24 protein-coding genes are annotated in these 25,416 nt (G+C 74.3%); 14 read left to right on the top strand and 10 right to left on the bottom strand.

Going from position 1 to position 25,416, the window contains the following annotated elements:
* The first annotated feature begins 92 nt into the window (after nucleotides 1–92).
* The gene (locus ACIO6U_RS33535) at nucleotides 93–1,643 is read left to right on the top strand and encodes a DUF6350 family protein (protein ID WP_401724902.1); all 1,551 of its coding nucleotides are present in this window, start codon (nucleotides 93–95) and stop codon (nucleotides 1,641–1,643) included.
* A 246-nt stretch (nucleotides 1,644–1,889) separates the two neighbouring features.
* Here ACIO6U_RS33535 and ACIO6U_RS33540 read toward each other — a convergent pair whose 3' ends face one another.
* Nucleotides 1,890–2,705: a hypothetical protein gene (locus ACIO6U_RS33540; protein WP_401724905.1), complete on the bottom strand. Its 816-nt coding sequence runs from the start codon at nucleotides 2,703–2,705 to the stop codon at nucleotides 1,890–1,892.
* A gap of 284 nt (nucleotides 2,706–2,989) precedes the next feature.
* Between ACIO6U_RS33540 and purN the strand changes: the two genes are divergently transcribed.
* Both purN and purH read left to right on the top strand, forming a co-directional pair.
* Nucleotides 2,990–3,631: a phosphoribosylglycinamide formyltransferase gene (gene purN, locus ACIO6U_RS33545; protein ID WP_355336844.1), complete on the top strand. Its 642-nt coding sequence runs from the start codon at nucleotides 2,990–2,992 to the stop codon at nucleotides 3,629–3,631.
* Complete coding sequence (gene purH, locus ACIO6U_RS33550) at nucleotides 3,618–5,168, top strand: bifunctional phosphoribosylaminoimidazolecarboxamide formyltransferase/IMP cyclohydrolase (protein WP_401724908.1); 1,551 nt, start codon at nucleotides 3,618–3,620, stop codon at nucleotides 5,166–5,168. Before purN ends, purH begins: the two co-directional genes overlap by 14 nt.
* Before the next feature lie 184 nt (nucleotides 5,169–5,352).
* Here purH and ACIO6U_RS33555 read toward each other — a convergent pair whose 3' ends face one another.
* A complete protein-coding gene (locus ACIO6U_RS33555; RefSeq protein WP_401724911.1) occupies nucleotides 5,353–6,096 on the bottom strand; it encodes an RDD family protein in 744 nt (247 codons plus the stop codon).
* A gap of 354 nt (nucleotides 6,097–6,450) precedes the next feature.
* Between ACIO6U_RS33555 and ACIO6U_RS33560 the strand changes: the two genes are divergently transcribed.
* The 5 genes from ACIO6U_RS33560 to ACIO6U_RS33580 all read left to right on the top strand — a co-directional run bounded on the left by ACIO6U_RS33560 (nucleotide 6,451) and on the right by ACIO6U_RS33580 (nucleotide 11,072).
* Nucleotides 6,451–7,314, top strand: coding sequence for a bifunctional methylenetetrahydrofolate dehydrogenase/methenyltetrahydrofolate cyclohydrolase (locus ACIO6U_RS33560; RefSeq protein WP_401724913.1), 864 nt, complete (start codon nucleotides 6,451–6,453; stop codon nucleotides 7,312–7,314).
* Complete coding sequence (locus ACIO6U_RS33565; protein ID WP_401724916.1) at nucleotides 7,304–7,876, top strand: DUF3017 domain-containing protein; 573 nt, start codon at nucleotides 7,304–7,306, stop codon at nucleotides 7,874–7,876. The genes ACIO6U_RS33560 and ACIO6U_RS33565 overlap by 11 nt, the downstream gene beginning before the upstream one ends.
* Nucleotides 7,877–8,407: 531 nt before the next feature.
* Nucleotides 8,408–9,277 carry a helix-turn-helix domain-containing protein gene (locus ACIO6U_RS33570; RefSeq protein ID WP_401724918.1) on the top strand — a complete coding sequence of 290 codons (870 nt, stop codon included), beginning with the start codon at nucleotides 8,408–8,410 and terminating at the stop codon, nucleotides 9,275–9,277.
* A gap of 262 nt (nucleotides 9,278–9,539) precedes the next feature.
* Entirely contained in the window at nucleotides 9,540–10,529 is a 990-nt protein-coding gene (locus tag ACIO6U_RS33575) for a malate dehydrogenase (RefSeq protein ID WP_401724921.1), read from the top strand.
* Nucleotides 10,530–10,592: 63 nt separating this feature from the next.
* Nucleotides 10,593–11,072, top strand: a complete 480-nt coding sequence (locus ACIO6U_RS33580) for a GNAT family N-acetyltransferase (RefSeq protein WP_391050479.1) — start codon at nucleotides 10,593–10,595, stop codon at nucleotides 11,070–11,072.
* A 27-nt stretch (nucleotides 11,073–11,099) separates the two neighbouring features.
* Here the strand turns inward: ACIO6U_RS33580 and ACIO6U_RS33585 are convergent, their stop codons facing one another.
* Nucleotides 11,100–12,587 (bottom strand): PLP-dependent aminotransferase family protein, encoded by a 1,488-nt coding sequence (locus ACIO6U_RS33585; RefSeq protein ID WP_401724925.1) that lies wholly within the window; start codon nucleotides 12,585–12,587, stop codon nucleotides 11,100–11,102.
* 28 nt (nucleotides 12,588–12,615) lie between these two features.
* On the opposite strand from ACIO6U_RS33585, the gene ACIO6U_RS33590 reads away from it, so the two are divergent.
* Nucleotides 12,616–13,098: a carboxymuconolactone decarboxylase family protein gene (locus ACIO6U_RS33590; protein WP_401724928.1), complete on the top strand. Its 483-nt coding sequence runs from the start codon at nucleotides 12,616–12,618 to the stop codon at nucleotides 13,096–13,098.
* 94 nt (nucleotides 13,099–13,192) lie between these two features.
* Here ACIO6U_RS33590 and hemC read toward each other — a convergent pair whose 3' ends face one another.
* The 4 genes from hemC to trpS all read right to left on the bottom strand — a co-directional run bounded on the left by hemC (nucleotide 13,193) and on the right by trpS (nucleotide 16,821).
* Entirely contained in the window at nucleotides 13,193–14,131 is a 939-nt protein-coding gene (hemC, locus tag ACIO6U_RS33595) for a hydroxymethylbilane synthase (protein ID WP_401725036.1), read from the bottom strand.
* A 157-nt stretch (nucleotides 14,132–14,288) separates the two neighbouring features.
* Nucleotides 14,289–14,918 (bottom strand): LUD domain-containing protein, encoded by a 630-nt coding sequence (locus ACIO6U_RS33600; RefSeq protein ID WP_401724930.1) that lies wholly within the window; start codon nucleotides 14,916–14,918, stop codon nucleotides 14,289–14,291.
* Between the two features lie 172 nt (nucleotides 14,919–15,090).
* On the bottom strand, nucleotides 15,091–15,672 hold the full coding sequence (locus ACIO6U_RS33605; RefSeq protein ID WP_355336854.1) for a 2'-5' RNA ligase family protein: 582 nt from the start codon (nucleotides 15,670–15,672) through the stop codon (nucleotides 15,091–15,093).
* A 135-nt stretch (nucleotides 15,673–15,807) separates the two neighbouring features.
* On the bottom strand, nucleotides 15,808–16,821 hold the full coding sequence (gene trpS, locus ACIO6U_RS33610) for a tryptophan--tRNA ligase (RefSeq protein WP_355336855.1): 1,014 nt from the start codon (nucleotides 16,819–16,821) through the stop codon (nucleotides 15,808–15,810).
* A gap of 226 nt (nucleotides 16,822–17,047) precedes the next feature.
* Between trpS and rocD the strand changes: the two genes are divergently transcribed.
* Nucleotides 17,048–18,232, top strand: a complete 1,185-nt coding sequence (gene rocD / locus ACIO6U_RS33615; RefSeq protein ID WP_355337199.1) for an ornithine--oxo-acid transaminase — start codon at nucleotides 17,048–17,050, stop codon at nucleotides 18,230–18,232.
* A 298-nt stretch (nucleotides 18,233–18,530) separates the two neighbouring features.
* Nucleotides 18,531–19,415 (top strand): hypothetical protein, encoded by an 885-nt coding sequence (locus ACIO6U_RS33620; protein WP_355337201.1) that lies wholly within the window; start codon nucleotides 18,531–18,533, stop codon nucleotides 19,413–19,415.
* A gap of 16 nt (nucleotides 19,416–19,431) precedes the next feature.
* On the opposite strand, the gene ACIO6U_RS33625 is transcribed toward ACIO6U_RS33620, so the two are convergent.
* From ACIO6U_RS33625 to ACIO6U_RS33635, 3 genes are all read right to left on the bottom strand, one after another.
* On the bottom strand, nucleotides 19,432–20,751 hold the full coding sequence (locus ACIO6U_RS33625; RefSeq protein ID WP_401724932.1) for an SGNH/GDSL hydrolase family protein: 1,320 nt from the start codon (nucleotides 20,749–20,751) through the stop codon (nucleotides 19,432–19,434).
* 92 nt (nucleotides 20,752–20,843) lie between these two features.
* A complete protein-coding gene (locus ACIO6U_RS33630; RefSeq protein ID WP_355336857.1) occupies nucleotides 20,844–21,599 on the bottom strand; it encodes a decaprenylphospho-beta-D-erythro-pentofuranosid-2-ulose 2-reductase in 756 nt (251 codons plus the stop codon).
* Between the two features lie 32 nt (nucleotides 21,600–21,631).
* Nucleotides 21,632–23,128 (bottom strand): FAD-binding protein, encoded by a 1,497-nt coding sequence (locus tag ACIO6U_RS33635; protein WP_401724935.1) that lies wholly within the window; start codon nucleotides 23,126–23,128, stop codon nucleotides 21,632–21,634.
* 224 nt (nucleotides 23,129–23,352) lie between these two features.
* Between ACIO6U_RS33635 and ACIO6U_RS33640 the strand changes: the two genes are divergently transcribed.
* Genes ACIO6U_RS33640 through ACIO6U_RS33650 form a run of 3 tightly spaced genes read left to right on the top strand, consistent with a single transcriptional unit; the run spans nucleotide 23,353 to nucleotide 25,414 of the window.
* Nucleotides 23,353–23,898, top strand: coding sequence for a phosphatase PAP2 family protein (locus tag ACIO6U_RS33640; protein ID WP_355336859.1), 546 nt, complete (start codon nucleotides 23,353–23,355; stop codon nucleotides 23,896–23,898).
* Nucleotides 23,895–24,977, top strand: a complete 1,083-nt coding sequence (locus ACIO6U_RS33645) for a decaprenyl-phosphate phosphoribosyltransferase (protein ID WP_401724938.1) — start codon at nucleotides 23,895–23,897, stop codon at nucleotides 24,975–24,977. Before ACIO6U_RS33640 ends, ACIO6U_RS33645 begins: the two co-directional genes overlap by 4 nt.
* Complete coding sequence (locus ACIO6U_RS33650; protein ID WP_401724941.1) at nucleotides 24,974–25,414, top strand: GtrA family protein; 441 nt, start codon at nucleotides 24,974–24,976, stop codon at nucleotides 25,412–25,414. The genes ACIO6U_RS33645 and ACIO6U_RS33650 overlap by 4 nt, the downstream gene beginning before the upstream one ends.
* Nucleotides 25,415–25,416 lie beyond the last annotated feature (2 nt).

A 25,416-nucleotide genomic window follows, 5' to 3' on the forward strand; every position in this document is an offset into this window, starting at 1 on the left:
AAAAAAGGACACATAGCGCCCATCATGTGCGACACGACGACTTTTCGCCCGCTGCCGGGGCGAAACGGGTGTTGTTGGCACCATGGGTCGCCGTGACCCATACGACCGATCGCATCGCGGCACTGTCCGCCGAGGCCGCTGCCCGGCGGGTCGCGGCGGCACGCGCCACCGCGTTCGCCGGGGGAGCGGTCGCCGCCGGGCTCGGCCTCGGCGTCCTCGGCGCCGTCGTCCTCCTGCTCTGGATCGCCTCGCCCTTCCCCGACAGCGGCCTCGGCGGCGCCCTGCACGTCGGCGCCGCCCTGTGGCTGCTGGCCCAGGGCGCCGACCTGGTCCGTACGGAGACGCTCTCCGGCGCCGCCGCGCCCATCGGTGTGACCCCGCTGCTGCTCACCGCCCTGCCGGGCTGGCTGCTCTTCCGCGCCGCGGCCTCCGCGGTCCGCACGGCGGCCGGGGGCGAGGACGGCCCGCGGCCCGCGGCCGACGTCCGTACGGTGGCCGCCACCGCGGGCTGGCTGCTCGGCGGATACCTGGCCGCCGCGTCCGGCGCCGTCGCGTACGCCGCGGGCGGGTCCTTCCGCGTCGACGTCCTCGCCGCGCTGCTCTACGTGCCGCTCTTCGCGACCGCCGTGACCGCCGCCGGGGCGTGGTCGGGGTGCGGGCGGCCGTCACTCGCGCGGGTCGGGCCGTACGGCCGGGAGGCCGTCGTCGCGCTGCGGGCCGCCGGGACGGCGGTGGGCGTCGTCATCGGCGGCGGCGCGCTCATCGGCGCCGCCGCCCTCGCGTGGCACGCCGGGGCCGCCGGGCGGACCTTCGCGCAGCTCAGCGCGCCACCGGCCGGACAGCTCGCCGTCCTGCTCGTCGCGGTCGCGCTCGTCCCCAACCTCGCCGTCTGGGGGGCCTCGTACGCGCTCGGGCCGGGGTTCGCCGTCGGCGTCGGCAGCGCGGTCGCTCCCGCCGGGGCCTCCGGCTATCCGACGCTGCCCGGATTTCCGCTGCTCGCCGCGTTGCCGGACGAGGGGAGCGGGGGGTTCGTCGGGTGGGCCACCCTCGTCGTGCCCGTTTGCGCGGGGGTTCTCGTCGCCCGGTCCGTGGGGCGCGCCGCCGACGCGTGGAGCCTGCGGCGTACGGCCTCGGTGGCCTCCGCGGCGGCCCTCGTCACCGGGGTCGCCTTCGCGCTGCTCGCCGCCGTTTCGGGCGGGCCCCTCGGCACCGTCACCCTCGCCGCCTTCGGCCCCTCCTGGTGGGCCACCGGCCTCGCCGCGCTCGCCTGGACGCTGCTGCTCGGTGCGCCCGGGGCCGTGGCGCTGCGCTGGCACCGGGACGGGGCCGCGGTCTTCCGTCCCCGGACCTGGGCCGGTTGGGTCCGGGCCCTGCGGCCCCTCGGCTGGCCTGCCGCCACCGCGCGCGCCGCGCGCGGGCTCTGGGGGCGGTGCGGCCCCGCGGTGCGGTGCCGTGTCGCCGCCTTGCGGCCGACCCGCGCCGTTTCGGCGTCCGCCGAGGTCCCGGTGCCTGCGGTTCCACCGCCTCTTCCTGCGGAGCCGCCTCCTCCGGCCGTTCCGCCCATGCCGACGCTGCCGCCTGCTCCGGTCGCCGCCCCGGCCCCCGTCGTCCCCCGGCCCGAGCCGGACCCCGGGCCCGAGTAGGCCCCCCGCCGGGCTTTCAGCCCGAGAACCCACAGCGTCTGCCCCGCCGGGGCCGGTTCTCCCCCGCGCCCCCGGTGGGGGCTCGCCGCGCAGTTCCCCACGCCCCTGAAAAGCAGGCCCTTCGTCTGGCCCGGCAGAAGCGGTCGAGCCCCGTAGGGGCGCGGGGAACTGCGCGACCAGCCCCCACCGTGCGGACGCTCGGCGGATACGGGACCCGAATTCACGCGCCACCCCCCCCGGAGGGGGTCAGCGGAGGCCGGGGAAGTCGCGGAGGGGGCTGGGGAGGAGATTCTGGCAGGAGTGCGACGCGGGCGTGGTGAGGGCGTCGCTCTTGCAGGTGAAGTAATCGCGGTAGGCGTACTGCAAGGAGTACGTGGTGACGACCAGCGCGAGCGTCACGGCACTGGTGATGATGCCGCTCCAGGCCGCGGTGACGAAGGAGCGCTGGGCGTCGGGCCCGGGCGCGGGCGGGGCGGGCCGGGGCGTCTGGGTGGCGTCGGCCAGGGCGGAGGCCGCCTCGGCGCGGGCCTTGGCCCGGTCCTGCGGGCTCATGCGGAGCGCGGAGATCCCCCAGTAGAGGGCGAGCGCGCCGAGCAGGAGCCCCACCGGGGTCCAGCCCAGGAGGGCGAAGATCAGTCCCCAGCCGCCGCAGACCAGCGAATAGCGCGACCGCCGCTGTGCGGGGTCGGTGGGGTCGAAGCGCGGGCCGCTGCCCGCGGGTCCGGTGGGACCGCCGCCCTGCTCCGGCCTGCGTCCGAACGGGTCAGGGCGTCCGCCCTGGGGCTGCTGATTGCTCCACCCGTGGCCCCACGCGGTGGGCGCGCCGTGCGGCGGCGGGGGCGGACCCTCCGGCTTGTCCCCGGAGCCGCCTTCCGACGAGCCCTCCGACGAGCCTTCCGACGAGCCCTCCTTCGACGAACCGTCCGAGGGCTGCTCTCGCGGCTGCCACGGACGGTCGGGCGCGCCCTCCGGCGGCGGCGCGAAGGGATTGTCCTGCTGATCGCCCTCGGGCGCGCGCAGCGCGAGACGAATACGGCCGCTGCTCATGATGTGATGCGCCATCCCCTTGGGCTCGACTCCTTCTTCGGCTTGTACCGACGTGTACTGACGTCTTGCAACGACCGTACGACGATGTGCCATCCCTGTCAGATGCGTCACTTACGCCCGCGTGCGGGGCGCGCGAAGTGCCGCTCTCCCGGCAGACGCTACCGTCCGCGCGCTCCCCCGTCCCGTGGGGGCCGCCGGGAGTGCCGGTATCGTTGCTGACGGTCGGCGGCCTCGTAGGGTTCCCCGTCATCCGATCGGCCTCCGACTCGTACGATCCTCTAAACGAGAGAGCACCGCCAGTGGCCGCGCCCGCACACGCCTCCACCCCCGCCCGTCTCGTCGTCCTCGTCTCCGGTTCCGGGACCAATCTCCAGGCGCTGCTCGACGCCATCGAGGCCGATCCCTCGTACGGGGCCGGGGCCCGTGTGGTCGCGGTCGGCGCCGACCGCGACGGCATCGCGGGCCTGGACCGCGCCGTCCGCGCGGGCCTGCCCACCTTCGTCGTCCGCGTCAAGGACCACGAGGACCGCGCCGCCTGGGACCTCGCGCTCGCCGAGGCCACGGCGCGGTACGCGCCCGACCTCGTCGTCTCCGCGGGCTTCATGAAGATCGTCGGCAAGGAGTTCCTGGCCAGGTTCGGCGGCCGGATCATCAACACCCACCCCGCGCTGCTGCCGAGTTTCCCCGGCGCCCACGGCGTACGCGACGCGCTCGCGTACGGCGCCAAGGTGACCGGGTGCACCGTCCACTTCGTCGACGACGGCGTCGACACCGGCCCGGTCATCGCCCAGGGCGTGGTCGAGGTCCGGCCGGACGACACGGAGGACGCGCTCCACGAGCGCATCAAGGAAGTCGAGCGACGACTGCTCGTCGAGACCGTGGGGCGCCTGGCGCGCCACGGCTACCGCATTGAGGGACGAAAGGTTCATGTCGGTGAATAAGCCCATCCGTCGCGCGCTGATCAGTGTCTACGACAAGACGGGTCTCGAAGACCTGGCCCGCGGTCTGCACGAGGCGGGGGTGGAACTGGTGTCGACCGGGTCGACCGCCGCGAAGATCGCCGCCGCGGGCGTCCCCGTCACCAAGGTCGAGGAGCTGACCGGCTTCCCCGAGTGCCTGGACGGCCGGGTCAAGACGCTGCACCCGCGCGTCCACGCGGGCATCCTCGCCGATCTGCGCCTGCCCGACCACCAGCGGCAGCTCGCCGAACTCGGTGTCGAGCCGTTCGAGCTGGTCGTCGTCAACCTCTACCCGTTCAAGGAGACCGTCGCCTCGGGCGCGAGCCCCGACGAGTGCGTCGAGCAGATCGACATCGGCGGCCCCTCGATGGTCCGCGCCGCCGCCAAGAACCACCCGTCGGTCGCCGTCGTCGTCAGCCCGAACCGGTACGCCGACGTCCTGGCCGCCGTCCGCGACGGCGGCTTCGACCTCGCTGCCCGCAAGCGGCTCGCCGCCGAGGCGTTCCAGCACACCGCCGCGTACGACGTGGCCGTCGCCTCCTGGTTCCTGGACGGCTATGCGTCCAACGAGGAGTTCCCCGAGTTCAGCGGGCAGACGTACGACCTCCAGCAGACGCTGCGCTACGGCGAGAACCCGCACCAGGGCGCCGCGCTCTACAGCGACGGCAGCGGAAAGGGGCTGGCCGGGGCGGAGCAGTTGCACGGCAAGGAGATGTCGTACAACAACTACGTCGACACCGACGCCGCCCGCCGTGCCGCGTACGACCACGAGGGCGTCTGCGTCGCGATCATCAAGCACGCCAACCCGTGCGGGATCGCGGTCGGCACGGACGTCGCCGACGCCCACCGCAAGGCGCACGCCTGCGACCCGGTCTCCGCGTACGGCGGCGTCATCGCCGTCAACCGGCCCGTGTCGGTGGCCATGGCCGAGCAGGTCGCCGAGATCTTCACCGAGGTGATCGTCGCTCCCGGGTACGAGGACGGCGCCGTCGAGATCCTCGCGCGCAAGAAGAACATCCGCGTCCTGCGCTGCGCCGACGGGCCCGAGACCGTCACCGAGTACAAGCCCATCGAGGGCGGCCTCCTCGTCCAGGCCAAGGACCGCTTCCAGGCCGAGGGCGACGACCCCGAGACCTGGACCCTCGCCACCGGGGACGCGCTGACGGCGGCCCAGCTCGCCGAACTTGCCTTCGCCTGGCGCGCCTGCCGCGCCGTCAAGTCCAACGCCATTCTTCTCGCGAAGGGCGGCGCCACGGTCGGCGTCGGCATGGGGCAGGTCAACCGGGTCGACTCCGCCAGGCTCGCCGTCGAGCGCGCCGGGGCCGAGCGCGCCGCCGGCTCCTACGCCGCCTCCGACGCCTTCTTCCCGTTCCCCGACGGGCTCGAGGTCCTCACCGCCGCCGGGGTCGCCGCCGTCGTCCAGCCGGGCGGGTCCATCCGCGACGAAGCCGTCATCGAGGCGGCGGCCAAGGCGGGAGTCACGATGTACCTGACGGGGACGCGGCACTTCTTCCACTAGGACCCTGGCGGTACGCCGATCCTTCACAGGGCGCGGGGACCGCGCGCCCGGCCGTGACGTGCTCGCACGTCACCACCGGCCCCGGCGGGGCGGACCGGTGGTCTTCGGACCACCGGCCGGTGGGGCCGGCCGCGCGGTTCCCCGCGCCCCCCGCGCACGCGGCCCCGCGTCAGCGCGGGGTCGGTCAGGACTGGTCCTTGATGACCACGGTGTGGACCATCTTGTCGGCGAAGGTCTGCTTCTTCGCGTCCCACAGCGGCCAGAGGAACCCGAGGTAGCACGGCAGGCCGTCCAGGACGTGGAGCAGGCGGCGGCCGAAGGCGAGGCCGAAGCCGAGGGTGGAGCCGTCGTGTTCGCGCAGGAGGCGGATGCCGACGATCTTCTTGCCGGGGGTCTGCCCGGTGCTGCCCTCGCGGTAGCAGAGGAAGAGCATGGCGACGAGGCTGAGCAGGCCGCCGATGAGGATCAGCGCGACGGAACCGCCGGAGACGTGCGGATTGGGGCACGCGTCGCGGGGGATGCCCGCGTCGTCGCAGTCCTGCCAGCGGTCGGCGAGCTTGACGGACATCTGGGTGTAGCCCGCGATGACCAGCCCGCCCGGTACGAGGTTGAACATCAGCGCGTCGAGCAGCGTGGCACCGAGCCGGGCGCCCCAACCGGCCAGCGGGGGCATGCCGGGCGGCAGGTTCCCCTGCGGGTAGCCGTACGGCGCCTGGCCCGGGTAGCCGCCGCCGGGGTAGCCGTAGCCGCCGGGCTGCTGCTGTTGCTGCGGGTATCCGAGGTAGCCGCCGGGCTGCTGCTGGTACGGGCCCGGCTGCTGCGGGACGCCCTGGCCGTACGGGTTCTGCGCGTAGGGCGGCTGCTGCGGCGGCTGGGACGGTCCGCCGTACGGGTTTCCGGGGCCGGGAGGGCCGGGGGGTTGGCTCACGTGCTGCTTCCTTACGCGCGCGGCTGGGACGACAGGGCCGGTCGGGACGGCGGCGGCCGGACCGCATCCGTCGTATATCCGTCGTACTGGCCCAATCGGGGGACGAGGCCACATCGTGGGGCCCCCGTGCCCCGGCGCGCAAGGGACCAGAGGTGTCGGACCGAGGTCGGGACGGTGCCTCCACGGTGCGGCGGTCCGGGCAGCGGTCGAGGCACCCGTCCGGGCGTCGGCGGGCGTCGGCGGGCGTCGGCGGGGGCCGGGCACGGCGCAGGCGGCGCTCAGGTGACACCCAGGCGGGGTTCGCGCCGGGGGCGGATTGGTCCGGCGCGGGTCCGATCCGCGAGAATGGCGGGCATGACCGCCCAGATTCTCGATGGCAAGGCCACCGCCGCCGCGATCAAGTCCGAACTCGCCGAACGCGTCAAGGCGCTGAAGGCCCGCGGGATCACCCCCGGCCTCGGCACGCTGCTGGTCGGCGACGACCCGGGCAGCAAGTGGTACGTCGCGGGCAAGCACCGCGACTGCGCGCAGGTGGGCATCGGCTCCATCCAGCGTGAACTCCCGGACACCGCCACGCAGGAGGAGATCGAGGCGGTCGTCCGCGAGCTGAACGCGGACCCGGCCTGCACCGGCTACATCGTGCAGCTCCCGCTCCCCAAGGGCATCGACACCAACCGGGTGCTGGAGCTGATGGACCCGGCCAAGGACGCGGACGGGCTGCACCCGATGAGCCTCGGCCGCCTCGTACTCAACGAGACCGGGCCGCTGCCCTGCACTCCCAACGGCATCGTGGAGCTGCTGCGCCGCCACGGCGTGGAGATCAACGGCGCCGACGTGGTCGTGGTCGGCCGCGGCATCACCGTGGGCCGCTCGATCGGCCTGCTGCTGACCCGTAAGTCGGAGAACGCGACGGTCACCTTGTGCCACACCGGCACTCGTGACCTCTCCGCGCATCTGCGGCAGGCCGACATCGTCGTGGCCGCCGCCGGTGTGCCGCACATCATCAAGCCGGAGGACGTGAAGCCGGGCGCGGCCGTCCTGGACGTCGGCGTGAGCCGCGACGAGAACGGCAAGATCGTCGGCGACGTGCATCCGGGCGTGGCCGAGGTGGCCGCCTGGATCTCGCCGAACCCCGGTGGCGTCGGCCCGATGACGCGGGCGCTGCTCCTCCAGAACGTGGTGGAGGCGTCCGAGCGGGCCGCGGGCGATGCCGGCTGATCCGGGTCCCGCGGCAGGGGCCGCGGACTTCGGCGCCGGGGGGCCGGGGACCGGCCGGACGCCGGGGGAGGGCCGTGAGAACGGCTCGGGCCCGGCGTCGGCGCCGGTGCCCGCGCCCTCGTCCGCCGGGCACTCTTCTGGGCACTCCCTCGGACAGGCGGCCGGATTCACCGGGGAGCACGGCAGGCACGAGGCCGGGCCCGGCAGGACCACCGCGCGTCCCGAGGGCGGCGGCCGGGCGGCGGGCAAGGACGCCCCCGCGCCCGCCCGGCAGTGGCCGATCCTGCTGGTCATCTGCGGCGCGGCCATCGGGCTGATCGTCACGGCGGCCGGCGCCTTCCGCGCGGGCACGATCGTGATCGGGGCGTCGCTGCTGGTCGGCGCCGCGCTGCGCTGGGGCGTGACGGCGGTCGGCATGCTCGCGGTCCGCAGCCGGTTCACTGATGTGATCACGTACGGGCTGTTCGGTCTCGCGATCGTGCTGCTGGCGCTGATGGCGCAGCCGGATCCGCTGATCAGGATTCCGTTCCTGGAGGACATCATCCACTTCTCGGTGCGGTAGCCCGGAACGGTGGGCTGACGCGGGGCCAGGTTCTTTGGGGGCGCGGCCGCGTGGGCGCTCCGCGCAGGTCGCCACCGGTCCCGGCGGGGCAGTGCGGTTGTTTCCCGGCCTCCGGCCGGTGGTGGGTTGCGCGCGCAGTTCCTCGCGCCCCTGGCGGGGCGGGCCCTCTTTCGTATGGGGGGCGGGCCGGTCTTTTTGGGGGCGCGGGGAACTGCGCGGCCAGCCACGGCGCTCCGCGCAGGTCGCCACCGGTCCCGGCGGGGCAGCCCGGTTGTTTCCCGACCACCGGCCGGTGGTGGGTTGCTCGCGCAGTTCCCCGCGCCCCTGGCGGGGCGCATCCCCCGGGGCGGGCGCTGGGCCGCGACAGCGGTGGCGCGGACGAAGAGCTGGCCTCGGAGGCGGCCGGGGCCCGGCACCCGGCAATAGCAGGTCCGGACGAGTTCGGGGAGGCTGTCCGGAAAGTCCCCCCGACAAGGGGACACCCGTTCTAGCGTTGCCCCCGGCGGGGGACTCGTTGAGATAGGGGGCACGATGGGGCAGTGGGAGCCGTTGGCGGAGCGGATTCCGGTGGATGTGCGGCGGCTGGCCGTGCAGTTACGCCGGATGAAGGACCGCGGCGGCCTGACAGTCCCGGCGCTGGCGGCGCGCACGGCGCAGTCCGCGGAGTCGTGGGAGAAGTACCTCAACGGCAGGCAACTGCCGCCGCTGGACGCGGTGGAGGTGCTGGCGCAGGCGAGCGGCGCGGACTACGACCGGGTCGGCGCGCTGTGGAAGCTGGCGGAGAAGGCCGCGACCGGCACCGGCGACAGGGGCCGGGGCAAACCCGTACCGCATCCCGATCCGCTGGACCCGCTGGGCCCGGAGGAGGGTCTGCCGGGCAACCGCCGTCGCAGGGCGCTGCTGTTCGGTACGGCGGGGGTGCTGGCGATCGGCGCGGCGGTGACGGTGCTGCTCGCGGCTGGCCCGAGCACCGGGCGGGCCCCGGCGCCCGAGGCGGCGCCGACGGTGACCGACCGGGCGGGCGCGCCGCTGACGCCGGGAGCGAAGGGCGCGGCGCCACGTACGTCGCCCGGCACGGGCGGCGCGCCGGGAAGAACCGCCCCCACGGCCGAGCCCTCGGTGACGGTGATGACGGGCGACGGCTCCCCGTCCGCCGGTCCGCCGGGAACACCCGGTGCCACGGCCACCCACGGCGCGGGCCCCGGCAGCGCGCCGAGCGGCGGCGTTCCCGGCACCGTACCGACCGATACCGGGTCCCCTTCGGCGCCCGCCTCCGGAGGAACCGTTTCTCCTACGGATACGCCCACCGGTCCGCCGTCCCCGACCGCGACCGCCACCGGCCGCGGCGGCCTGTGCCTCGGCCTGCTCGTCGTCAACCTCTGCGTGGGCGGCCAGGGCTGAGACGCGCGGACCCGCGGCGCACCGCGCGGACCCGCGGCGCACCGCGCAAACCCGCGGACGCGGGTCCCGCGCGGCACGGGAACGTCACCCGGCGGCCTTCCCGGTGACCGGGGCCACACGCCCTCGCGTCACCGGCGGCGCCGCCGCGCGATAGCCTGACAGACGGCTCTCTTGACGACGAGAGAGTCACGTTCCGGGGCCGCTCGGGCCACTGCCGGGGCGGCAATGCCAGGTACCCGCAGGAAAAGGCCAGGAGAAGGCAATGACTCGCACCCCCGTCAACGTCACCGTCACCGGAGCGGCAGGCCAGATCGGCTACGCCCTCCTCTTCCGCATCGCCTCGGGCCACCTGCTCGGCGCGGACGTGCCGGTGAGGCTCCGTCTGCTGGAGATCCCCCAGGGCCTGAAGGCCGCGGAGGGGACCGCGATGGAGCTGGACGACGCCGCCTTCCCGCTCCTCCAGGGCATCGACATCACCGACGACCCGAACGTGGCCTTCGACGGCGCCAACGTCGCGCTGCTGGTCGGCGCCCGCCCCCGCACCAAGGGCATGGAGCGCGGCGACCTGCTGGAGGCCAACGGCGGCATCTTCAAGCCGCAGGGCAAGGCCATCAACGACCACGCGGCCGACGACATCAAGGTCCTGGTCGTCGGCAACCCGGCGAACACCAACGCGCTCATCGCGCAGTCCGCCGCCCCCGACGTACCGGCCGAGCGCTTCACCGCGATGACCCGCCTGGACCACAACCGCGCGGTCGCGCAGCTCGCGAAGAAGACCGGCGTGCCGGTCTCGGAGATCAAGCGGCTCACCATCTGGGGCAACCACTCGGCGACCCAGTACCCCGACATCTTCCACGCCGAGGTCGCGGGCAAGAACGCCGCCGAGGTCGTCAACGACGAGCAGTGGCTGGCCGACACCTTCATCCCGACCGTCGCCAAGCGCGGCGCCGCGATCATCGAGGCGCGTGGCGCGTCCTCCGCCGCCTCCGCCGCGTCGGCCGCCCTCGACCACGTCCACACCTGGGTCAACGGCACCGCGGAGGGCAACTGGACCTCCATGGGCATCGTCTCCGACGGCTCCTACGGCGTCCCGGCCGGTCTCATCTCGTCCTTCCCGGTCACCACGAAGAACGGCGCCTTCGACATCGTCCAGGGCCTGGAGATCAACGAGTTCTCGCGCGCGCGCATCGACGCGTCCGTGAAGGAGCTGGAAGAGGAGCGCGCCGCCGTGCGCGAGCTGGGCCTCATCTGAGTCCCGCCTCTTTTCCGCCGGTAAGGGGTCCCGCCCTGGTGCGGGGCCCCTTACGTTTGCCCCATGGACGTCATCCTGCGCGAGGTACGCGACTCGGACCTGCCCGTCTTCTTCGTTCAGATGCAGGACCCCGAGGCGGTACGGATGGCCGCGTTCACCGCCGAGGACCCGTCGGACAGCGCCCGCTTCCACGCCCACTGGGCCCGCGTCCGTGCCACCCCCGGCGTCGTCAACCGCACGGTCGTCGCCGCCTCCGACGGTACGGTCGTCGGCCACGCCGCCGTCTACGGCCCGCCCGAGGAGCGCGAGGTCACGTACTGGATCGGCCGCGAGTTCTGGGGTCGCGGCGCCGCCACCGCCGCCCTCCGCCAACTCCTCGCCGTCGCCCCCGAACGCCCCCTGCACGCCCGCGCCGCCGCCGACAACCCCGGCTCGATCCGCGTCCTGCGCAAATGCGGCTTCCACCCCACCGGCACCGACCGCGGCTTCGCGAACGCCCGCGGTGAGGACATCGACGAGGTCCTCCTCACCCTCCCCGCCTGACCCCGACTCCCGTCTCCGCCGGCCCACTTACCCGGGCGACAGGACCTCGCACAGGCGGGAGAGGGCGCCGGAGAAGGCGTGGTCGGGGGGTGTGGCGTAGCCGATGACGAGGGAAGTGGGGGCGTGGGCGGTGGGGGCGCCGTAGACGGGGAGGCCGCTGAGGGCCAGGCCGAGGGCGTGGGCGCGGTCCACGAGGGCTTGCAACGGGCCGGTCTCCGGGGGGAGTTCGAGTACGGCGTGCAGGCCCGCGGCGATGCCGGAGACCCGGACGTGGGGGGCGTGTTCGGCCAGGGCCGCCACCAGGCGGTCGCGGCGGGCGCGGTAGTGCAGGCGCATGCGGCGTACGTGGCGGTCGTACGCGCCCGATCCGATGAATTCGGCGAGGGTCAACTGGTCGAGCACCGGCGAGTGGTGGTCGGCCATCCGCTTCTCGCGCACGACCGCGTCCAGCAGGTGCGGCGGCAGCGCGAGCCACGCCAGCCGCAGGCCCGGCGCGAGGCTCTTGCTGGCCGTGCCCGCGTACACGACGTGTCCGGGCGCGAGGCCCTGGAGGGCGCCGACGGGCTGCCGGTCGTAGCGGAACTCCCCGTCGTAGTCGTCCTCCAGGATCACCGCGCCGGTGCTCCGCGCCCACCCCGTGACGGCCGTCCGGCGCCCGGGGGACAGCGGCACACCGGTCGGGAACTGGTGCGCGGGGGTCAGCAGCACCGCCTGCGCCGAGCCGTCCAGGCGGTCCACCCGCGCCCCGTCGCCGTCCACGTCCAGCGGCACCGTCTCAAGTCCCGCCGTGCGCAGCAGCGTTCGCGTGTCCGGGAAGCCCAGCGCCTCGACGGCGATCCGGCGGGCGCCCCGGCCGTACAGCGCGCGGGCCAGCAGACCGACGCCCTGCACGTACCCCGTGCAGATCATCAGGTGCTCCGGGTCGGTCCGCACCCCGCGCACCCGCGCGAGATACGTGCTCAGCGCCGCCCGCAACTCCGGCCGCCCGCGCGGGTCGGTGTACCCGAACGCCTCGTTCGGCGCCGCCGCCAGCGCCCGCCGCGCCGCCGCCGACCACGCGGCGCGCGGAAAGGACGACAGGTCGGGCGAGCCGGGCCACAGGCTGTACGGGAGGCCGGTCGCGTTGTCCGGCACCAGCTCGACCGGGGCGACGGGCGTACGGCGCACGGGGGCGCGCTCCGCCCGGCCGGGGACCGCGGCCGGGCGCGGCGCCACCGTCGTGCCCGAGCCCTGCCGCGCGGTCAGCCACCCCTCGGCGACGAGCTGCGCGTACGCGTCCGCGACCGTATTGCGCGCGAGGCCCAGATCCCCGGCCAGCACCCGGCTGGACGGCAGGCGGGTACCAGGGGAGAGGCGGCCGTCGCGCACGGCCTCGCGCAGGGCCCGCTCAAGACCGGCCCGCGCGCCGCCGCCCGCCGCGGCCCGCGCGGCGGGGAGGTCGAGCAGCAGGTCGTAGTCGGCGGCGCGCTCACCGCGAGTGGCCCAGTCGTTCATGCTCCAAGTGGACCACGGCATGGAGCCACTTTCCTCCTACGGTGGAGGCATGACGACGACGACCGACGACACCGCTACCGTTCCCGCGCCCACGCGCCGGATCGACCTCACCGACAAGGCCCCCGACTTCTACGCGGCCATGGCCGCCCTCGACAAGGCCGCCGCCCGCGGCCTCGACCCCGCCGTCCGCGAACTCGTCCGCGTCCGCGTCTCCCAGCTCAACGGCTGCGCCTACTGCGTCGACAAGCACAGCGCCGACGCCCGCGCCCTCGGCCTCACCGAGCAGAAGCTGTACGGCGTCACCGTCTGGCGCGAGACGCCCTTCTTCACCGCCCGCGAGCGCGCCGCCCTCGCCCTGGCCGAGGCCGTCACCCACCTCGGTGACCACGGCGTCCCCGACGCCGTCTTCGACGAGGCGGCCCGGCTCTTCGACGCCGACGAATTCCCCCGCCTCCTGGCCATGTGCGTCACCATGAACGCCTGGAACCGGATCGGCGTCTCCTGCCGGATGTCCCCGGCGGTCCGCGCGTAAGGCGCGGCACGGCCGCCGGTCAGGTCACGCGCCGGGCGGCGGTACGGCCGCGGGTCGCGTCGCGCGCCGGGCGGCGGTTCGGCCGCCAGTCGCGTCACGCGTCGGGGTGGCGCGCCGTGTCGAGCAGGGAATGCGCGCCCCGCGCGACGAGTTCCGCGGCCAATTCCCTTCCGAGCCTTTCCGGCCGCTGCGCCGGACCGCTGACGGTGGCGGAAATCTGCGTCCTGCCGTCGAGAGACGTGACCTGTCCGAACAGTCGCAGATTTCCGGCCGGGTCCAATTCGGCGTAACCCCCGACCGGAACGCTGCACCCGCCGTGCAATTCGGCGAGGAAGGCGCGTTCGGCGCGGACCCGCGCGTCGACGGAGGCGTCACCGGCGCAGGCGAGCAGGTCGCGTACGGCGGTGTCGTCCGCGCGGATCTGGATGCCGAGGGCGCCCTGGCCCGGACTCGGCGGGAAGAGGTCGAGCGGCAGCACCTCGCTCACAGCGCCGTCGAGACCGAGGCGGCGCAGGCCCGCCAGGGCCAGCACGACCGCGTCCAGCCCCTCGGTCGCCAGCTTCTCCAGGCGCGGCGGTACGTTGCCGCGAATCGGCACGATCCGCACGTCAGGGCGTACGGCGAGGAGCTGGCCGGTCCGGCGGGCCGCCCCCGTACCGACCCTGGCCCCCTCCGGCAGCCCGGCGAGTGTCGCCCCGCACAGCGCGTCGGCCACGTCCTCCCGCCCCGGCGGCGGCAACAGCGTCAGGCCCGGCGGATTCGACGTCGGCAGGTCCTTGAGGGAGTGGACGACCACATCCACGTCACCGCGTGCCAGCGCGGCCTCCTGCTCGGTGCTGAACGCCGAACCGCCGCTCACCGCCGACACGTTGGCCAGCGGTGAGCGCCGGTCGCGGTCGCCGCCCTCCACGATCACCCGGTGCGTGAAGGTCACCTCGGGAAACCGCTCCCTCAACGGCGCCAGATATTCACGCACTTGCGCCCTGGCGAGGTCGCTCCCGCGCGATCCGACAATGCAACGGCCCTGCTTCACATTCGCCAATTGGCCATGCCTCCAAGCGTTTCCGCTTCACCCTAAACCCGGCCGCCGCCTCCTTTTGCACACACGTTGTCGGCAATACCGCGCGCCAGTGGACCGACAGGGGACCGGCCGTCAACCGGCCGTGGAGCGGCCGTCAACGGGCGGTGCCTCAGAAGCCGATGGGCTCGCGGAGCAGCAGTACGGTGCCGCGCCCCGGCACGTACTCCGCGTTGAGGACCAGGAGCCGGTTCACGGTGCTCGGCCAGCCGTGCACCTCCATGGTCCTGGCGCTCTCCAGCGGCAGGCAGTGCTCTTCCACCCGGCGCAGCGCCGTCTCCAGGTCCGGCACGACCTTCTGCGCGCCCACCACCCAGATCGCGCGCCCCGCCCCGCCCGCGTACCCGGGCAACTGGCTCCCGCTGCCCGACGCGATCACCAGCGACCCCGTCTCGGTGACGGCGGCGACGCTCCCGACGCTGACGTCCGGACCGGCCAGCGCCCGCCGGATCGCGTCCGCCTCGCTCGCCCGGTCCATGGCCAGCACGCGCGGCTTGACCGCCTCGTACCGCCTGCTCCCGTTGATGTCCTCCTCGATCCCGGACAGCCGCAGCGTCTCGCTGGCCCCGGTGAACACGCTCGCGCCCGGCGGGATCAGCTCGCCCACCCGGACCCGCGCGGCGGCCACGTCGTCGAGGATCTCCGCGTCGAAGCCGTGCAGCACCAGAGCCTCCGCCGCCCGCTCCAGCCGCTCCGCCGCCACCGCTTCCGTGAACGTGACGGCCGATGTCCGCGTACCCATGATCACTCCCGGCTTTCTGCCCGACCTGACGAATCAGCGCACCGCCCGTGGGTGGGCGGTGCGCTGATGTGTCGCACGGAAGCGGCCGAATGTGACCGACGGGGCCCGGCTTACGGCCGAAGCGCGGTCGAAGCGCGGCAGGAGTCGCGGCCGGGCCGCCCCCGCGGCGCCGTTACAGCCGCGTCGCGGCCTTGGCGGACTGCTGGTGCGGGACGGCCGAGAGGCCCTCACGGCCGAAGGGGTACTCGCGCATCTTGCGCCAGACGCCGTCCTCGCCCTGCTCGTAGAGGGCGAAGCTGATCGCGGTCCAGGCGGCGGAGAAGGTGGCGAGCTCGGACTGGGCCAGGTCCATGGCGGGGTCGGGGATGCCGTGGGCGACCGTGACGTGCGGGTGGTACGGGAACTGGAGCTCGCGGGAGACGGGTCCCGAGCGGACCTGCTCCTGGAGCTGGGCGCAGGCGTCGCCGCCGTCGGCGAGGCGGACGTAGACCACGGGGGAGAGCGGCCGGAAGGTGTCCGTGCCGTGCAGCCGCATCAGGAAGGGGCGGCCGTCGGCGGCGACCTGCGCGAGGTGGCGGCGCAGCGCCGGAAGCGCGCCGCAGTCGACCTCGGTGGGCGGCAGCAGCGTGACGTGGGTGGGGATCGCGTACGCCGCCGGATCGCCGAAACCGGCGCGCCGCTCCTGGAGCAGGCGCCCGTACGGCTCCGGGACCGCGATGGACACGCCGATCGTGGTGGTCGTGGAGGTCCCCACTGCGCTCACCCCTTTCCCCGTTCAGCCGGCCGCGTGGTCACCCCCGCGCGATGACCCCGCATGGTCATACAGCCATCATGCGGGACAATCATGCGAGAGCAGAAAAATCGTCCTCGGTACCGCCCCGTACCGTACTCAGTGCTTGGCGGGCAGGAACCCGACCCGGTCGTACGCCCCGGCCAGCGTCTCCGCCGCCACGGCGCGTGCCTTCTCGGCACCCTTCGCCAGCACCGCGTCCAACGTCTCCGGGTCCCCCAGATACTCCTGCGTACGCTCACGGAACGGTGTGACCCACTCCACGAAGATCTCCGCGAGGTCGGTCTTCAGCGCACCGTAGCCCTTGCCCTCGTACCGCTCCTCGAGTTCCGGAATTCCGGTACCGGTGAGCGCGGAGTGAATCGTGAGCAGATTGCTGATGCCCGGCTTGTCTCTTTCGTCATATTTGACGACCGTGCCGGTGTCCGTCACCGCGCTGCGGAACTTCTTCGCCGACGTCTTCGGCTCGTCCAGCAGATTGACCAGGCCCTTCGGCGACGCCGCCGACTTGCTCATCTTGGCCGTCGGATCCTGGAGGTCGTAGATCTTCGCGACCTCTCGCACGATGTGCGGCGCCGGGATGGTGAAGGTCGGGCCGAAGCGCGTGTTGAACCGCTCCGCCAGGTCGCGGGTCAGCTCGATGTGCTGCCGCTGGTCCTCGCCGACCGGCACCGCGTCCGCCTGGTACAGCAGGATGTCCGCGACCTGGAGGATCGGATACGTGAACAGGCCGACCGTCGAGCGGTCCGCGCCCTGCTTGGCCGACTTGTCCTTGAACTGCGTCATCCGGGACGCCTCACCGAAGCCGGTCAGGCAGTTCATCACCCAGCCGAGCTGGGCGTGCTCGGGCACATGGCTCTGGATGAACAGCGTGCAGCGGTCCGGGTCGAGCCCGGCGGCCAGGAGCTGGGCGGCGGCCAGCCGCGTGTTCGCCCGCAGCTCGGCCGGGTCCTGCGGCACGGTGATCGCGTGCAGGTCGACCACCATGTAGAAGGCGTCGTGCGTCTCCTGGAGCGCCACGTACTGGCGGATCGCCCCCAGGTAGTTCCCCAGGTGGAACGAACCGGCGGTGGGCTGGATACCGGAAAGCGCGCGCGGGCGATCTGTTGCCATGTCCATCATTCTCTCAGGTGGTGACCCCGCTCCCATACCCCTGGTGGACACCACTGGCCGCCGTCGGTGAGGTTTCGCCGTGATCGCGGCGAGCGACGATAGAAAGGGGCGTCACCCCGCCCCTTCGCCCTGGCCTCCGACGTACAACGAACGGAGAACGCACGTGACCACCACCACCGCAGGTCCTTCCGGCACCGCAGGTACCACCGGCACCACCGGTGAGCGGATCGCCGCCGCCGAGGCGCACAGCGCGCACAATTACCACCCGCTCCCCGTCGTGGTCGCCACGGCCGAAGGCGCGTGGATGACCGACGTCGAGGGCCGCCGCTACCTCGACATGCTCGCGGGCTACTCGGCGCTGAACTTCGGCCACGCCAACCCCCGGCTGATCGCGGCGGCCAAGGCGCAGCTCGACCGGGTCACGCTGACCTCCCGCGCCTTCCACCACGACCGCTTCGCGGACTTCTGTACGCGGCTCGCCGAGCTGTGCGGCATGGAGATGGTGCTGCCGATGAACACCGGAGCCGAAGCGGTGGAGACCGCCGTGAAAACGGCGCGCAAGTGGGGCTACCGGGTCAAGGGCGTACCGGACGGCCGGGCCAGGATCGTCGTCGCGGCCGGGAACTTCCACGGGCGCACCACCACGATCGTCAGCTTCTCCACCGACCCCGAGGCGCGGGCGGACTTCGGCCCGTACACCCCCGGCTTCGTGACCGTCCCCTACGGCGACCTCGCCGCGCTCGAAGCGGCCGTGGACGACGAGACCGTCGCCGTGCTGCTGGAGCCGATCCAGGGCGAGGCGGGCGTCCTCGTGCCGCCGCCCGGCTATCTCGCCGGGGTGCGCCGGGTCACCGCCGAGCGCGGGGCGCTCTTCATCGCCGACGAGATCCAGTCCGGCCTCGGCAGGACCGGCCGCACCTTCGCCTGCGAGCACGAGGACGTCGTCCCCGACATGTACGTCCTCGGCAAGGCGCTCGGCGGCGGCGTCGTGCCCGTCTCGGCCGTGGTCTCCTCCCGCGACGTCCTCGGCGTCTACCGGCCCGGCGAACACGGGTCCACCTTCGGCGGGAACCCGCTGGCCTGCGCCGTCGGGCTCGAAGTCCTCGCCATGCTGCGCACCGGGGAGTACCAGGAGCGCGCCGCCGAACTCGGTGACCACCTGCACCGCGAGCTCGCCCTCCTCACCGGCTCCGGCAAGGTCACCGAGGTGCGCGGGCGCGGGCTGTGGGCCGGGGTCGACATCGATCCCGCCGTGGGGACCGGCCGCGAGATCTCCGAGCGGCTCATGGCGCTCGGGGTTCTCGCCAAGGACACCCACGGCAGCACCATTCGGCTGGCGCCGCCGCTCACCATCTCCAAGGACGACCTCGACTGGGGCCTCACCCAACTCCGCACGGTCCTCTCCGCCTGACCTCCCCCCCTCCCGCCGGCGGGGGCGGTTCCCTCCTCTCCGCACCACCGGCCGGTGGGGGCCGGCCGCGCAGTTCCCCGCGCCCCTGACGGGGTGGGCCGATCTTTTGAGGGGCGCGGGGAACTGCGCGCTCAGCCACATTGCTGCCGCAGGTCACCACCGGGCCCGGAGGGGCGATTCGGGGGGCTTGCGGCCACCGGCCGGTGGGAAGGGGCGGCTCGCCGTCCGCGGCGGAGGAAGCGCTCGGGGCGGGGCCCGGGGTGCTGGACGCCCTAGAGTCAGTGGCGTGCTTCTGGGAATGGTGTGTGCGCTGGGCGCGGCCGTGTGTTTCGGGGTGGCGTCCGTGCTGCAAGCGGTGGCGGCGCGGGCGGCGGCGGAGCCGGGCGGAGGCTCGGGCTCGGCGGTCGACGCGCGGCTGCTGGGCAGGGCCCTGCGCGAGTGGCGCTACGTGGCGGGCCTGGGCCTCGACGGCGTGGGCTTCGCGCTGGAACTGGTCGCGCTGAGGTCGCTGCCGATCTACGCGGTGGGCGCGGCCCTGGCGGCGAGCCTGGCCGTCACGGCGGTCGCGGCGGCGCGGCTGCTGGACACGCGGCTGTCGCCGCGCGAGTGGGGCGCGGTCGCGGCGGTGTGCGGCGGCCTGGCGCTGCTGGGCATGGCCTCGGGCAGCGAGGGGGCCGGCGCGGACCACGGCGGCACGGCGCTGCGCTGGGGCACGCTGGCCACGGCCCTCGCCGTCCTCGCGGCGGGCACGGCGGCCGGCCGCCTCCCCGAACGCTCCCGCGCGGCGGCGCTGGGCCTCGGCGCGGGCCTCGGCTTCGGCGTGGTCGAGGTCGCCGTCCGCGTCATCGACGGCATGACCCCGGTGGCGCTGCTCACCAACCCGGCCGTGTACGGCCTCCTCGTCGGCGGCGGAGCCGCCTTCCTGCTGCTGACCTCCGCCCTCCAGCGCGGCTCGGTGACGGCCGCCACCGCGGGCATGGTCATCGGCGAGACCGTCGGCCCCGCGCTCGTCGGCGTCCTGGCCCTCGGCGACCGCACCCGCCACGGCTGGGCCCCGGTCGCGGTCGCGGGCTTCGCCCTCGCGGTCGTCGGCGCCCTGGCCCTGGCCCGCTTCGGCGAGGTCGCCCCGCCCGGGGAGGACGCGGAGAACACGACGGACGAGGCGACCCCCAGCCGCCTGTGAGCGGGGGTACGGCCGCTCAGCCCGCCGCGCGCGGAGTCAGCGGAGCCGTCAGCGTACGGAGATCGATCGCGTTCGCCATCGCGCGGTAACCGGCGTCGTTGGGATGCAGGTGGTCGCCGCTGTCGTAGGCGGGGGACAGGCGGTGCGGCCGGGCGGGGTCGCGCAGCGCGGCGGACAGGTCGAAGACGGCGTCGAAGGCGTGGCCGCCGAGCATCCAGCGGTTGACGGTCTCGCGGATCCGCTCACCGGCGGGGGTGTAGGGGCGGGAGCCCTGGAAGGGCGGCAGGGTCGCGCCGTAGATCCGTACGCCCGCCGCGTGCGCCTGGCGGATGAGGGTGCGGTAGGCGTCGATGAGGTCGGCCGCGGCGAGGTGCCCGTGCGGGCCGCGGTCGACGCTGATGTCGTTGATGCCCTCCAGCAGGACCACGGCCGTGACGCCGGGCTGGCCGAGGGCGTCGTGGGCGAAGCGGTGCAGGGCGCTGGTGCCGAAGCGGGTGCCGGTGTCGGTGAGCACCCGGTTGCCGCTCAGGCCCGCGTCCACGACGCCGAGGAGCGGGCCGCCCGGCCGGTCGCGCAGCCGCCGGGCGAGGACGTCGGGCCAGCGGGCGTTGGCCGACGTGCTGGAACCCGCGCCGTCCGTGAGGGAGTCGCCGAAGGCGACCAGGGTGCCGCGGGCGGTGGCGGACTCCACGTCGAGACCGCTGAGGTAGTACCAGACGCCGTTCGAGACGGGGTAGTGCGCGGTGGTGTCGGCGGCGGCGAAGTCGCCGGGCGCCGAGTAGTACGTGGTCTCGGCGGCCAGCCAGTGCCGCCCCGACGCGCCCGCGTCACCGGGGAAGTAGACGCTGACCAGCAGATTCTCGTCCGCGTTGACGGTCATCGCGAGGGGGTCGGTCGCCGCGTCCCGCCCCGCCGGGATCGTCGTGGCGCCCGCCCCGGAGAACGTCGCGGTGTGATGCGTGCCGGGTACGGCGTCCCCGCCGTGCGCCTGGACGGCCACGTCCACGGCCCCGACCGGCAGCGGCCCGGTCCCGTACCGGTTCGACAGCCGCACGCGTACGCCCGTCCCGCCGATCGTCGGGTGCACGACCATGCGGACCGTGCGGTGGTGGACCCGCTGGCCGCCGCCCGCCAGGGCCGCCGTCCACGCGCCGACCCGGGTGAGCACGGGCCTGGGCGGGGCCGCGCTCTGCACGGCCGACCTGGCGCCGGTCCCGGACAGCCCCGCGACGACGAAGACGGAGCTGACGACGACCGCGAAGGCCACGACCGGCGGGGTCAGCCACCGCAGCCGCCGACCCCGAAGTCCTCTCCCGTCAGCGGGAGTCGCCCCCATTGGCCCCCTCCTCCGGAACGCGGTGTCACCGTCTGTGGAGCGTACGACACGGCCGCCCGCCGCCGACGGCGCGCGGCGGAGCCGGTGCCGGGTCAGACCGGCAGGCGGCGGAAGAGCGGCCTCGGGACGTGCCGCAGGGCCGACATGACCACGCGCAGGGTGCCGGGCACCCAGACCGTTTCGCTGCGGCGGCGCAGCCCGGTCTCGATGGCGACCGCGACGGCCTCGGGGGTGGTGGCCAGCGGGGCCTCCTCGCGCCCCGCGGTCATCTTGGTGCGGACGAAGCCGGGGCGGACGATCATGACGTGCACGCCGGCCCCGTGCAGGGCGTCGCCGAGGCCCTGGGCGAAGGCGTCGAGCCCGGCCTTGCTGCTGCCGTAGATGAAGTTGGCGCGGCGGGCGCGCTCGCCGGCCACGGAGGACAGCACGACCAGCGAGCCGTGGCCCTGGGACTGGAGGGCGCCCGCGCAGACCAGGGAGGCGGAGACGGCGCCGGTGTAGTTGACCTGGGCGACGTGGACGGCCGAGAGCGGTTCCTGCTCGTCGCGGGCCTGGTCGCCGAGGACGCCGAAGGCGAGCAGCACCATGTCGATGTCGCCCTCGGTGAAGAGCTTGCCGAGGACCTCCTCGTGCGAGGCGGGGTCGAGGGCGTCGAAGCCGACCGCGTGGACGTCGGCGCCGAGCGCGCGCAACTGCGTCGCGGCGGCGTCCAGCGCCTCGGAGGGGCGGCCCGCGAGATAGACGGTACGGGTGCGGCGGGCGATGAGGCGGCGGGCGGTGGCCAGCGCGATCTCGGAGGTGCCGCCGAGGATCAGCAGGGACTGGGGGGCGCCGAACGCGTCCTTCACGGGAAGCTCCTTCGAGGCTGTGGCGGCGGGCCCTAGAGGGCCAGGCGGCGGGCGAGGTCGGACGTGATCACGCCGCGCGGGTCGTACGTGGCGCGCAGGGTGCGGAAGTCGTCGAGGCGCGGGTACATCCGGGCCAGGAGTTCGGGCCGCAGCCGCGCGTCCTTGGCGAGGTAGACCCGGCCGCCCGCCTCCGCGACCTCCTCGTCCAGCTCGTCGAGGAACGCGCCGAGGCCGGGGAGCGCGGCGGGGATGTCGAGGGCGAGGGTCCAGCCCGCCATCGGGAAGGAGAGCCAGCCGGGGTCGCCCTCGCCGAAGCGCTTGAGCACGGCGAGGAAGGACGGGCAGCCGCGGGCGCCGATCCGTCCGACGATGCGCCGCAGCGCCTCCTCCTGGCCGTGGCCGACGACGAACTGGTACTGGACGAAGCCGCTGCGGCCGTAGATCCGGTTCCAGTGCGGCAGCCCGTCCAGCGGGTGGAAGAAGGCGGACAGGCGCTGGAGTTCGCCGCGCCGCTCGCGCGGGGCCCTGCGGTACCAGAACTCGTTGAACAGGCCGACGCTGGTGCGGCCGAGCAGGCCCTCGGGGACGAAGCGCGGGGCGGCGGGCAGCCGTCCGGGGCGGAAGGCGAGCGGGTCGCGGCGGGCGCGGGACGTGGCGGGCAGCGCGTCGAGCGGGGCGTGGTCGCCGCGGGTGAGGACGGCGCGGCCGGTCTTCGCGCCGCGCGCGAGCAGGTCGATCCAGGCCACCGAGTAGCGGTACGTGTCGTCGGTCGCGGTCAGCCGCGCCATCAGGTCGTCCAGGTCGGTGGCGCGTTCGGTGTCCACGGTCATCAACGACGTCTGGACCGGCAGGAGCTGGAGGGTCGCGGCCAGGATGACGCCGGTCAGGCCCATGCCGCCGGCCGTCGCCCAGAACAGGCCCGGCTCGTCCTCGGGCGTGACCAGCCGGGTCTCGCCGTCACCGGTGAGCAGTTCGATGGCGCGCACATGGCGGGAGAAGGACCCGGAGCCGTGGTGGTTCTTGCCGTGGATGTCCGCGCCGATCGCGCCGCCGACCGTCACATAGCGGGTGCCGGGCGTGACGGGCACGAACCAGCCGAGCGGCAGCAGCACCTCCATCAGGCGGTGCAGCGAGACGCCCGCGTCGCACACGACCAGGCCGTTGACGGCGTCGATCTCGTGGACGCGGTCGAGTCCGGTCATGTCCAGGACGGCGCCGCCCGCGTTCTGCGCCGCGTCCCCGTAGGCCCGGCCCAGGCCCCGCGCGATGGCGCCGCGGCCGTCGCTGCCGGTGACCGCCGCGACGGCCGCCTCGTACGTCAGGGGGCGCAGGACGCGGGCGGTGGTGGGGGCGGTGCGGCCCCAGCCGGTGACCGGGCCGACGCGGCTGGGGAGGTCGGCGGGGCCGGAGCCGCGATCGAGGGGGGCGGCGGTGGGGTCGGTCGAGGCGTCGGTGGGGTCGGCCGAGGCATCGGCGGCGGTGCGGCCCTCGCCGGTGACGGGGACGGTCGTCGCGGAGGGTACAGGCATGTCCGTGACCGTAGCGCTCTGAGTGGTGCAAAAGATCACGAATAGTGCGTTATGCGGCTTTTCTCACTGAAAAGGGTGAGTGGTGGTGCGTGAGGAGCCGTCGCGCACGGTAAGCACTCGGGGTCCAAGTGTGATGACCTGACAATTCGCCCAGGTGGGGCGGCCGGTCGCCCAGCTGCGGCGGCCCCGGGTCACGAGCCGTCGCTGCGAGGGAGTACCGACCAGTGCGCTACCCCGACTCCGCCGCGGAACGCGCGGACCACCACCTGCTGGCCGCGCTGCGCCGCCGCGGCACCGACCCCCGCGTCGCGGGTGCGGCCCGCGCGCTGTCCTGGGCGGGCGAGCACGGCGCGGTCTGGCTGGCCGCCGGTCTCGCCGGCGCCTGCGCCGACCCCGGCCGCCGCGGCGCCTGGCTGCGCGCCACCACACTGGTCGGCGCGGCCCACGCGGCGAGCATGGGGGTCAAACGGGTCGTCCGCCGCCCCCGCCCGGTGCTGCCGGACGCCGAACCGCTGGTCCGCACCGCCGGACGGCACAGCTTCCCCAGCTCGCACGCCACCTCGGCCGCCGCGGCCGTCGTCGCCTTCGGGGCACTGATGCCCCGTACGCCGTTCGCCGCGCCGCTCCCGCCGCTCGCCGCCGCCATGTGCGTGTCCCGGATGGTCGTCGGCGTCCACTACCCGAGCGACGTGGCCTGCGGCGCGCTGCTCGGCGCCGTCACCGCCCGGCTCGGCCGGAACTGGGCCCTGCGCGGAGGGCGGCCGTCATGACGGAACGCACCGCCGCGCTCATCGACGACGTACCGGCGTCCGCCGTCCCCTCGGCCGGACGCTTCCCGCCCCCGGTCTCCGTACGGGGACTGCCCGCCGGTCTGGTGCGGACCGCCCGGCCCCGGCAGTGGGTCAAGAACGTCCTCGTGCTGGCCGCGCCACTGGCCGCCGGACGCCTGCTGTCCGCGCACGCCGTACTCCAGCTCGCCGTCGTCTTCGTGCTCTTCACCGGCTGCTCCGCCGCCGTCTATCTGATCAACGACGCCCGCGACGCCGACGCCGACCGCGCCCACCCCGTCAAGTGCCGCCGCCCGGTGGCCTGCGGACAGGTCCCGGTGCCGGTCGCGTACGCCACGGGCGGCGCCCTCGCGGTCCTCGCGCCCGCGGCGGCCGGGGTGCTCTGCAACCCGGACACGGCCGGGCTGCTCGCCGGATACGTGGTCATGCAGCTCGCCTACTGTGTGTGGCTCAAGCACATGCTGGTCGTCGACCTCGTCATCGTCACCACCGGCTTCCTGATGCGCGCCATGGCGGGCGGCCTCGCCCTCGGCATCGACCTGTCCCGCTGGTTCCTGATCACCTCGGGCTTCGGCGCGCTGTTCATGGTCGCCGCCAAGCGCTACTCCGAACTCGTCCTGATGTCGCGGCTCGCCGAACGGGCCACGGCGGCGGCCCCCGCGGCCCCGGCGGCCCCGACGGTCGGACCCCAGCCGGACGCCACCGCCCCGGCGGCCCCCGCGCCGCCCGAGGACTCGGAGGGCTCCGAGGTCGGCGCCTCCCGCGCCCTCCTCGGCGCGTACACCACCGGTTACCTGCGCTTCGTCTGGCAGCTCGCCGCGGGCGGCGCCGTACTCGCCTACTGCCTGTGGTCGATGGAGACCGGCGCCTCGCCCAACGGCTGGCTCCCCTGGCGGCAGCTCTCGATGATCCCCTTCATCCTCTCCGTCCTGCGCTACGCCGTCTTCGCCGACGCGGGCTCCGCGGGCGCCCCCGAGGACGTCGTCCTGCGCGACCGCGCCCTGGTCGTCATCGCCCTGGCCTGGGTCGTCCTCTACGTCCTGGCGGCGGTCAACCGGTGAGGGCGCGCTCCCCTCGGGGCCTCAGCTCGGAAGTCCTCGGCTTCGCCCTCGCGGGCGGCGCCGCGTACGCCGCCGACCTCGGGCTGTTCGTCTGGCTGCGCGGCCCCGGCGGGTTCGGGCCGATCGGTGCGAAGGCGCTGTCGTTCCTCGCCGGGTGCACGGTGGCGTATCTCGGCAACGCGCTGGGGACCTACCGGGGCCGGACCCCCGCGGTCGGCAGGGCACGGCAGTACGGGGTCTTCTTCGCGGTGAACGTGGCGGGCGCGCTCGTGCAGTTGGGCTGTCTGGGCGTATCCCACTACGTGCTCGGGCTGGCCAGTGCGCGCGCCGATGTCGTGTCGGGCGCGGGCATCGGCATGGCTCTCGCGACCGCGCTGCGCTTCTGGGGAACCCGCATCTTCGTGTTCCGCGGGACTGCGCGGGCCGGGGGAGGGTAGGC

Source organism: Streptomyces sp. NPDC087422, assembly GCF_044744145.1.
In the GTDB taxonomy this organism is placed as follows: Bacteria; Actinomycetota; Actinomycetes; order Streptomycetales; family Streptomycetaceae; genus Actinacidiphila.